Annotated in this window: 8 protein-coding genes; 7 read left to right on the forward strand and 1 reads right to left on the reverse strand. The window is 31.5% G+C overall.

Going from position 1 to position 11004, the window contains the following annotated elements; all coding sequences use genetic code 11:
• Positions 1 to 247: 247 nt before the first annotated feature.
• Both HMPREF2930_RS02395 and HMPREF2930_RS02400 read left to right on the forward strand, forming a co-directional pair.
• A complete protein-coding gene (locus HMPREF2930_RS02395) occupies positions 248 to 991 on the forward strand; it encodes a glycerophosphoryl diester phosphodiesterase (RefSeq protein WP_000958858.1) in 744 nt (247 codons plus the stop codon).
• Between the two features lie 96 nt (positions 992 to 1087).
• Entirely contained in the window at positions 1088 to 1516 is a 429-nt protein-coding gene (locus tag HMPREF2930_RS02400; protein ID WP_000872606.1) for a MaoC family dehydratase, read from the forward strand.
• Positions 1517 to 1561: 45 nt separating this feature from the next.
• Here HMPREF2930_RS02400 and mecA read toward each other — a convergent pair whose 3' ends face one another.
• A complete protein-coding gene (gene mecA / locus HMPREF2930_RS02405; RefSeq protein WP_001801873.1) occupies positions 1562 to 3571 on the reverse strand; it encodes a PBP2a family beta-lactam-resistant peptidoglycan transpeptidase MecA in 2010 nt (669 codons plus the stop codon).
• Positions 3572 to 3667: 96 nt separating this feature from the next.
• Between mecA and mecR1 the strand changes: the two genes are divergently transcribed.
• The 5 genes from mecR1 to HMPREF2930_RS02430 all read left to right on the forward strand — a co-directional run bounded on the left by mecR1 (position 3668) and on the right by HMPREF2930_RS02430 (position 10816).
• On the forward strand, positions 3668 to 5425 hold the full coding sequence (gene mecR1, locus HMPREF2930_RS02410; protein WP_000952923.1) for a beta-lactam sensor/signal transducer MecR1: 1758 nt from the start codon (positions 3668 to 3670) through the stop codon (positions 5423 to 5425).
• The gene (mecI, locus tag HMPREF2930_RS02415; RefSeq protein ID WP_000369214.1) at positions 5425 to 5796 is read left to right on the forward strand and encodes a mecA-type methicillin resistance repressor MecI; all 372 of its coding nucleotides are present in this window, start codon (positions 5425 to 5427) and stop codon (positions 5794 to 5796) included. Before mecR1 ends, mecI begins: the two co-directional genes overlap by 1 nt.
• Positions 5797 to 6247: 451 nt before the next feature.
• Positions 6248 to 8929, forward strand: a complete 2682-nt coding sequence (locus HMPREF2930_RS02420; RefSeq protein ID WP_002484615.1) for an MMPL family transporter — start codon at positions 6248 to 6250, stop codon at positions 8927 to 8929.
• A gap of 23 nt (positions 8930 to 8952) precedes the next feature.
• Positions 8953 to 9897, forward strand: a complete 945-nt coding sequence (locus tag HMPREF2930_RS02425; protein ID WP_002484621.1) for a glycine betaine ABC transporter substrate-binding protein — start codon at positions 8953 to 8955, stop codon at positions 9895 to 9897.
• A 349-nt stretch (positions 9898 to 10246) separates the two neighbouring features.
• A complete protein-coding gene (locus HMPREF2930_RS02430; protein ID WP_002504079.1) occupies positions 10247 to 10816 on the forward strand; it encodes a TetR/AcrR family transcriptional regulator in 570 nt (189 codons plus the stop codon).
• The last annotated feature ends 188 nt before the right edge of the window (positions 10817 to 11004 follow it).

Here is an 11004-nt window from a genome sequence, read left to right on the forward strand (position 1 = left end):
TAAAAGCAATCCTAAGTAAAATTGCAGATAAGGGGTACAGAAAAACTAGACTTGATTACAAAATGGAGCTTGGGACATAAATGATTTTTTAAAAATGAGATGAGACGTAGATTAACTCCATAATCAATACGAATCTATCGACTTCTTTATTTATGATATTCATCTCTTTTTAATGGAAATAAAAGTGCGATTAATGTGATAATACAGTTACGTTAATTAAAAAAATAAAAATGCAAGGAGAGGTAATATGCTAACTGTATATGGACATAGAGGATTACCTAGTAAAGCTCCGGAAAATACAATTGCATCATTTAAAGCTGCTTCAGAAGTAGAAGGTATAAACTGGTTGGAGTTAGATGTTGCAATTACAAAAGATGAACAACTGATTATCATTCATGATGATTATTTAGAACGGACTACAAATATGTCCGGGGAAATAACTGAATTGAATTATGATGAAATTAAAGATGCTTCTGCAGGATCTTGGTTTGGTGAAAAATTCAAAGATGAACATTTGCCAACTTTCGATGATGTAGTAAAAATAGCAAATGAATATAATATGAATTTAAATGTAGAATTAAAAGGTATTACTGGACCGAATGGACTAGCACTTTCTAAAAGTATGGTTAAGCAAGTGGAAGAACAATTAACAAACTTAAATCAGAATCAAGAAGTGCTCATTTCAAGCTTTAATGTTGTGCTTGTTAAACTTGCAGAAGAAATCATGCCACAATATAACAGAGCAGTTATATTCCATACAACTTCGTTTCGTGAAGACTGGAGAACACTTTTAGATTACTGTAATGCTAAAATAGTAAACACTGAAGATGCCAAACTTACTAAAGCAAAAGTAAAAATGGTAAAAGAAGCGGGTTATGAATTGAACGTATGGACTGTAAACAAACCAGCACGTGCAAACCAACTTGCTAATTGGGGAGTTGATGGTATCTTTACAGACAATGCAGATAAAATGGTGCATTTGTCTCAATAGAAAGTTAGAGGTGAGTCTTACGTTTCAGTGACGGTAGACTTACCTTTAACATGTTACATACTAAAAAATTAATTTGAATAAGAAAGAGAGACATATATGAAATACGATGATTTTATAGTAGGAGAAACATTCAAAACAAAAAGCCTTCATATTACAGAAGAAGAAATTATCCAATTTGCAACAACTTTTGATCCTCAATATATGCATATAGATAAAGAAAAAGCAGAACAAAGTAGATTTAAAGGTATCATTGCATCTGGCATGCATACACTTTCAATATCATTTAAATTATGGGTAGAAGAAGGTAAATACGGAGAAGAAGTTGTAGCAGGAACACAAATGAATAACGTTAAATTTATTAAACCTGTATACCCAGGTAATACATTGTACGTTATCGCTGAAATTACAAATAAGAAATCCATAAAAAAAGAAAATGGACTCGTTACAGTGTCACTTTCAACATACAATGAAAATGAAGAAATTGTATTTAAGGGAGAAGTAACAGCACTTATTAATAATTCATAATAAAACAGTGAAGCAACCATCGTTACGGATTGCTTCACTGTTTTGTTATTCATCTATATCGTATTTTTTATTACCGTTCTCATATAGCTCATCATACACTTTACCTGAGATTTTGGCATTGTAGCTAGCCATTCCTTTATCTTGTACATCTTTAACATTAATAGCCATCATCATGTTTGGATTATCTTTATCATATGATATAAACCACCCAATTTGTCTGCCAGTTTCTCCTTGTTTCATTTTGAGTTCTGCAGTACCGGATTTGCCAATTAAGTTTGCATAAGATCTATAAATATCTTCTTTATGTGTTTTATTTACGACTTGTTGCATACCATCAGTTAATAGATTGATATTTTCTTTGGAAATAATATTTTTCTTCCAAACTTTGTTTTTCGTGTCTTTTAATAAGTGAGGTGCGTTAATATTGCCATTATTTTCTAATGCGCTATAGATTGAAAGGATCTGTACTGGGTTAATCAGTATTTCACCTTGTCCGTAACCTGAATCAGCTAATAATATTTCATTATCTAAATTTTTGTTTGAAATTTGAGCATTATAAAATGGATAATCACTTGGTATATCTTCACCAACACCTAGTTTTTTCATGCCTTTTTCAAATTTCTTACTGCCTAATTCGAGTGCTACTCTAGCAAAGAAAATGTTATCTGATGATTCTATTGCTTGTTTTAAGTCGATATTACCATTTACCACTTCATATCTTGTAACGTTGTAACCACCCCAAGATTTATCTTTTTGCCAACCTTTACCATCGATTTTATAACTTGTTTTATCGTCTAATGTTTTGTTATTTAACCCAATCATTGCTGTTAATATTTTTTGAGTTGAACCTGGTGAAGTTGTAATCTGGAACTTGTTGAGCAGAGGTTCTTTTTTATCTTCGGTTAATTTATTATATTCTTCGTTACTCATGCCATACATAAATGGATAGACGTCATATGAAGGTGTGCTTACAAGTGCTAATAATTCACCTGTTTGAGGGTGGATAGCAGTACCTGAGCCATAATCATTTTTCATGTTGTTATAAATACTCTTTTGAACTTTAGCATCAATAGTTAGTTGAATATCTTTGCCATCTTTTTTCTTTTTCTCTATTAATGTATGTGCGATTGTATTGCTATTATCGTCAACGATTGTGACACGATAGCCATCTTCATGTTGGAGCTTTTTATCGTAAAGTTTTTCGAGTCCCTTTTTACCAATAACTGCATCATCTTTATAGCCTTTATATTCTTTTTGTTTTAATTCTTCAGAGTTAATGGGACCAACATAACCTAATAGATGTGAAGTCGCTTTTCCTAGAGGATAGTTACGACTTTCTGTTTCATTAGTTGTAAGATGAAATTTTTTTGCGAAATCACTTAAATATTCATCCATTTTTTTAACGGTTTTAAGTGGAACGAAGGTATCATCTTGTACCCAATTTTGATCCATTTGTTGTTTGATATAGTCTTCAGAAATACTTAGTTCTTTAGCGATTGCTTTATAATCTTTTTTAGATACATTCTTTGGAACGATGCCTATCTCATATGCTGTTCCTGTATTGGCCAATTCCACATTGTTTCGGTCTAAAATTTTACCACGTTCTGATTTTAAATTTTCAATATGTATGCTTTGGTCTTTCTGCATTCCTGGAATAATGACGCTATGATCCCAATCTAACTTCCACATACCATCTTCTTTAACAAAATTAAATTGAACGTTGCGATCAATGTTACCGTAGTTTGTTTTAATTTTATATTGAGCATCTACTCGTTTTTTATTTTTAGATACTTTTTTTATTTTACGATCCTGAATGTTTATATCTTTAACGCCTAAACTATTATATATTTTTATCGGACGTTCAGTCATTTCTACTTCACCATTATCGCTTTTAGAAATATAACTGCTATCTTTATAAACTTGTTTGAAATTTTTATCTTCAATTGCATCAATAGTATTATTAATTTCTTTATCTTTTGAAGCATAAAAATATATACCAAACCCGACAACTACAACTATTAAAATAAGTGGAACAATTTTTATCTTTTTCATCAATATCCTCCTTATATAAGACTACATTTGTAGTATATTACAAATGTAGTATTTATGTCAAAATAATGTTATAATTTTTGTGATATGGAGGTGTAGAAGGTGTTATCATCTTTTTTAATGTTAAGTATAATCAGTTCATTGCTCACGATATGTGTAATTTTTTTAGTGAGAATGCTCTATATAAAATATACTCAAAATATTATGTCACATAAGATTTGGTTATTAGTGCTCGTCTCCACGTTAATTCCATTAATACCATTTTACAAAATATCGAATTTTACATTTTCAAAAGATATGATGAATCGAAATGTATCTGACACGACTTCTTCGGTTAGTCATATGTTAGATGGTCAACAATCATCTGTTACGAAAGACTTAGCAATTAATGTTAATCAGTTTGAGACCTCAAATATAACGTATATGATTCTTTTGATATGGGTATTTGGTAGTTTGTTGTGCTTATTTTATATGATTAAGGCATTCCGACAAATTGATGTTATTAAAAGTTCGTCATTGGAATCGTCATATCTTAATGAACGACTTAAAGTATGTCAAAGTAAGATGCAGTTCTACAAAAAGCATATAACAATTAGTTATAGTTCAAACATTGATAATCCGATGGTATTTGGTTTAGTGAAATCCCAAATTGTACTACCAACTGTCGTAGTCGAAACCATGAATGACAAAGAAATTGAATATATTATTCTACATGAACTATCACATGTGAAAAGTCATGACTTAATATTCAACCAGCTTTATGTTGTTTTTAAAATGATATTCTGGTTTAATCCTGCACTATATATAAGTAAAACAATGATGGACAATGACTGTGAAAAAGTATGTGATAGAAACGTTTTAAAAATTTTGAATCGCCATGAACATATACGTTATGGTGAATCGATATTAAAATGCTCTATTTTAAAATCTCAGCACATAAATAATGTGGCAGCACAATATTTACTAGGTTTTAATTCAAATATTAAAGAACGTGTTAAGTATATTGCACTTTATGATTCAATGCCTAAACCTAATCGAAACAAGCGTATTGTTGCGTATATTGTATGTAGTATATCGCTTTTAATACAAGCACCGTTACTATCTGCACATGTTCAACAAGACAAATATGAAACAAATGTATCATATAAAAAATTAAATCAACTAGCTCCGTATTTCAAAGGATTTGATGGAAGTTTTGTGCTTTATAATGAACGGGAGCAAGCTTATTCTATTTATAATGAACCAGAAAGTAAACAACGATATTCACCTAATTCTACTTACAAAATTTATTTAGCGTTAATGGCATTCGACCAAAATTTACTCTCATTAAATCATACTGAACAACAATGGGATAAACATCAATATCCATTTAAAGAATGGAACCAAGATCAAAATTTAAATTCTTCAATGAAATATTCAGTAAATTGGTATTACGAAAATTTAAACAAACATTTAAGACAAGATGAGGTTAAATCTTATTTAGATCTAATTGAATATGGTAATGAAGAAATATCAGGGAATGAAAATTATTGGAATGAATCTTCATTAAAAATTTCTGCAATAGAACAGGTTAATTTGTTGAAAAATATGAAACAACATAACATGCATTTTGATAATAAGGCTATTGAAAAAGTTGAAAATAGTATGACTTTGAAACAAAAAGATACTTATAAATATGTAGGTAAAACTGGAACAGGAATCGTGAATCACAAAGAAGCAAATGGATGGTTCGTAGGTTATGTTGAAACGAAAGATAATACGTATTATTTTGCTACACATTTAAAAGGCGAAGACAATGCGAATGGCGAAAAAGCACAACAAATTTCTGAGCGTATTTTAAAAGAAATGGAGTTAATATAATGGATAATAAAACGTATGAAATATCATCTGCAGAATGGGAAGTTATGAATATCATTTGGATGAAAAAATATGCAAGTGCGAATAATATAATAGAAGAAATACAAATGCAAAAGGACTGGAGTCCAAAAACCATTCGTACACTTATAACGAGATTGTATAAAAAGGGATTTATAGATCGTAAAAAAGACAATAAAATTTTTCAATATTACTCTCTTGTAGAAGAAAGTGATATAAAATATAAAACATCTAAAAACTTTATCAATAAAGTATACAAAGGCGGTTTCAATTCACTTGTCTTAAACTTTGTAGAAAAAGAAGATCTATCACAAGATGAAATAGAAGAATTGAGAAATATATTGAATAAAAAATAAAATTGTTGTGTTTACAACAATACATAGAAAACAGAGGAAACAATCAAGTCGTTGAATATTTCCGGTTCTGTTGCAAAGTTAAAAATCATGTAATATTTATACTGAAAAACGAAAAATAATTAATACTAACAAAACTCTTTACTGTTAAAACAATATTTGCTTTTATAGTTTTGTATAGATGTGCATATAATTTTAACTTTGCAACAGAACCTTTTCTTATATATCCCCTTAATACACGCTATTTTAACCGACAATTTTTCCAAAGTGTTGCATTTTCCAACGACGTAAAACTTTTAATGGTACCGAACGTGGGTATAACTTGTTACATTATCAAATGTAACATTTTAAATATGCTTAATTTGAGGTATCGATTTAATGTAATTGCTCACAAATCATCAACACACTACCCATACTTTAAGCGATATAAATTAATGAAATAGGGGGAAATGTCTTGGCAAAGCTATTATACAAACTAGGAAAATTTATAGCTAAGAACAAATGGCTAAGTGTTATAGGATGGCTTGTTATACTAGGTGTCATTATCACGCCATTAATGATAAACTCACCGAAGTTTGACAGTGACATCACTATGAACGGCCTTAAGTCATTAGACACAAACGATAAAATTAGTAAAGAATTTCATCAGGACAGTGAGAAAGCCTCGATGAAAATAGTCTTCCATTCTAATAAGAATGATGGACTCAATAATAAAGATACTAAGAAAGATATTGAAGATGCTTTAGACAATATCAGACAAAATGATGATTATATCCAAAATATCTCTAATCCATATGACAGTGGACAAGTTAATGATGAAGGCGATACTGCTATCGCTAATGTAAGTTATGTAGTTCCACAAACTGGATTAAAAGATTCTTCTAAACATATCATCGACAAAGAATTAAAAGATGTAACTGACAACCACAATGTGCAAATTGAAAAAACTCAAGGTGGCGCTATGAATGCTGAACCTGGTGGTACATCAGAAATTGTCGGTATTGTCGTAGCATTCGTAATCTTACTTATTACCTTTGGTTCACTTATCGCAGCTGGTATGCCAATTATTAGTGCAATCATCGGTTTAGGTTCAAGTGTTGGTATCATCGCATTATTAACATATATCTTTGATATTCCAAACTTCACTCTTACACTAGCTGTAATGATAGGTTTAGCTGTTGGTATTGACTACTCACTCTTTATTCTATTTAGATTTAAAGAACTTAAGAAAAAAGGTGTCGATACTGTAGAAGCTATCGCAACAGCAGTGGGTACAGCAGGTAGTGCTGTAATATTCGCTGGTCTTACAGTTATGATTGCTGTTTGTGGTTTATCACTTGTAGGAATCGACTTCTTAGCGGTTATGGGATTCGCTTCAGCGATTAGTGTGTTATTTGCGGTATTAGCAGCATTAACACTATTACCTGCCCTAATCAGTATCTTCCATAAAAGTATTAAAATTAAAGATAAACCATCTAAAAGTAAAGACCCTAAAGATCATCCTTGGGCAAAATTTATTGTTGGTAAGCCAGTTATCGCTGTTATTGTAAGTTTAATTATTTTAATTTTAGCTGCTATACCAGTCAGTGGCATGCGTTTAGGTATTCCAGATGATAGTTTAAAACCAACTGACTCATCAGAATACAAAGCCTATAAATTAATCTCAGATAATTTTGGCGAAGGTTATAACGGACAAATTGTCATGTTAGTAAATACAAAAGATGGTGGAAGTAAAAGCACTATCGAACGTGACTTAAATAATATGCGTAGCGATTTAGAAGACATTGATAATGTTGATACAGTTTCAAAAGCACAACTAACCGACAACAACAATTACGCATTATTCACAATCATTCCTGAAAAAGGACCGAACTCACAGTCAACAGAAAATCTAGTATATGATTTACGTGATTATCATAGCCAAGCGCAAGAAAAATATGACTATGGCACTGAAATTTCAGGACAAAGTGTTATTAACATCGATATGTCAGAAAAACTAAACAACGCTATTCCAGTATTTGCAGGCGTTATCGTTGTATTAGCATTCTTCTTATTAATGATTGTATTCCGTTCAATCTTAGTTCCATTAAAAGCAGTACTAGGCTTTATCCTTTCATTAATGGCTACACTAGGTTTCACAACATTAGTCATTCAACATGGCTTTATGGGTAGCTTATTTGGTATTGAAAACACAGGACCATTACTTGCATTCCTTCCAGTAATCACAATTGGATTGTTATTCGGACTTGCCATCGACTACGAGCTCTTCTTAATGACACGTGTACATGAAGAATACAGTAAGACTGGCGACAATGATCATTCAATCCGTGTAGGTATCAAAGAAAGTGGACCTGTTATCGTAGCTGCTGCACTTATTATGTTCAGTGTATTCATCGCATTCGTCTTCCAAGATGACAGTGCAATTAAGTCAATGGGTATCGCATTAGGTTTCGGTGTGTTATTCGACGCATTCGTCGTACGTATGACATTAATTCCAGCATTGACGAAACTCTTTGGTAAAGCTTCATGGTACCTTCCTAAATGGTTAGGTGCAGTATTGCCAAACGTTGACGTTGAAGGTAAAGCTTTAGAAGAAGATAAACATCACGACACATCTTCTGAAAAAGGTCATGTCAACGATAAAAATAATGAATACGCTAGACAAGACAAAGATAACTATGTTTATCAAAATGACAAACGTAACCACAATCGCAATTATAATGACGAAGATTATAACCGTTCTGTGCATTTAGATAATCATCATGACCAGCATCATCGCCAACATCATTATGATAATCAACGTGATGATATCGACTATGAATCACTTTATACTCAAGATGGCGACCATACTCATCATGATGAACGTAATTATAATGATCGACACTATCAAGACAATTACGATAGTAACGATGATTATCGTCATAACAATCATGATCATCAAAATGATAACCATGATTATCATGATTCAAATTTCGATAAAACAACAAACTTATACAAAGAATTAACTGATAGCAATATTGATCAAGATGTATTGTTCAAAGCATTAATGTTATACGCTCGTGAAAACAACAAAGGTGTTTACGATAGATATAACCGATCATCTCAACATCGTCATGATGACGAGCTTAGAGACTAATATTAAAAAGGAGGAAACACGTTATGTTAAAACGACGTAGTTCGAAATTCTTAGGACTACTAGCTACACTAGCCTTAGCCATAGTGCTAAGTGCTTGTGGTAATAGTGGTAGCAGTAGTGGTTCATCAGACGATAGTCAAACATCACTTGGTAATAAAGAAATCGAAATACCTTATATCGCGAGTGATAATTCAACACCACGTTCACTAGTTATAGCAGAAGTATTGAAAAAAGCAGGTTATGATGTAACAACTACACCAGTAACAGCAAGTGGCCCGTTATATGCTGCTGTATCAGAGAACTCTGATTCATTCCATGAATCAGGTATCTTCCCTACTACTGATAAAAGTTACTATGATAAGTTCAAAAGTAAATTAACAATTTATGATGATAAACATTTAATTGATAACGCAAAAGTAGGTTTAGCCGTGCCTAAGTACGTGCAAGATGTCGACTCAATTAGTGACTTAAAAAACAGTGACTTCGGAAAATCTGTAGATTGGACAATTCAAGGCACAGACGCACGTAATGGCGTTATGCAAGAAACTAAAGATGAACTTGATAGTGACAACTTGGATAAATATAGCTTGAAAGAAAGTTCTGACCAAGACCAATTCAAGAAAATTCAATCTGCTTTTAAACAACAAGAACCTATCGTCTTCACAGCAATGGAACCTAGCTGGTTCTCTAAAGAATTAGACGTTAAAATGTTGAAAGATCCAGACAACATTTATGGTAATAATAATCAACATATTGACTTAGTATTTAACAAAGACTTTAAAGAAGCACATCCAGCTGCATACACAATTGCAACACGTATGGCAGATGATTGGAGTAAATCTGACGAAGACAAATTAGCTAAAAAAATCTTTGTTGATAACAAAAATCCAGAACAAGTAGCTAAAGACTATGTAGATGATAATGATAATAAAGTAGATGAATGGTTAGAAGGTATTGAGACTAACTAATTACAAAGTTAAGAAAGACAAATAAAGAATATGCTCGTTTGGTGTAGCATATTTAAAACTCATAATGCAAATTTACAGTAGCAAATCGAGTTGAGAAGGCGCTTAAGACAAACTCTTCTCAATCGTAGCTATTATTGCGAGGGGGTGAAACTAAACTCAGTTTCGCTCCCACTTTTTTATATCGCTCCTATAGTATTAAACGTTTCAAATAACTTATTTACTCTTTTTTTATAAACAAATTTAAACGTAGTATCAGTTATTATGTTTGGAAAAATCAACTTTATTGTGATAAATTACTCTTATTACGTCAGGCTATCTGACTAGATTAAATAAATAGGAGAATCAGATAATGCCGTCAGCAAATCAAAAGCGCATGATTAAACATATTCATGAAACAGTGTTTATACTTTTACATGATTATCATTTTGATGAAATCACGGTTCAAAAAATATGTGATATTGCAGAAATCAACCGCAGTACGTTCTACAGATACTTCCAAGATAAATATGAATTACTCTACACTTTACCTGACTTTATTACACAACAAATTATAGCTAAAGGTGACACATCAGCAGACATTACAACCCCTGAATCATTTGAAGACTTTATCTATTACATTGGTAATAATAAAAAGATTTTTAAGCATCTATTAGTTTCGTCTCGACAGGCAGATGTATTTAGAAGTTTAACGAATGTGAGTCGCGAAATGATGTTAAATAACTCAACTCGTAAGCGTAACCCCTTAGCGCAAAAGATTAGAGAAAGTAAACATCCTGAAATTGTAGCTGACTTTTACAGTAGTGGTGTAATAGAAGTACTACGACGTTGGGTAGAAAATGACTATAACTATACAGTTGAAGAAGTGTTTGAAACATTAAATAATGTGCTTGAAACATCATTATATTGTTATGATAAATAAAAGCAATCTCACATAAATTAAGAGTGAGATTGCTTTTTTGTCATTTGCGTTTTTTAACGTCTACTGTCTTATAAACCATAAAAATACTATTAGCTATGATTAATAATGCTAGAATGACCATTGGCCAAATACCTATATTAATCATATTAAATATGATTCTGTTGCAAAGTTGAATTTATAGTATAATT

The organism is Staphylococcus sp. HMSC068C09 (assembly GCF_001813735.1).
GTDB lineage: Bacteria > Bacillota > Bacilli > Staphylococcales > Staphylococcaceae > Staphylococcus > Staphylococcus hominis.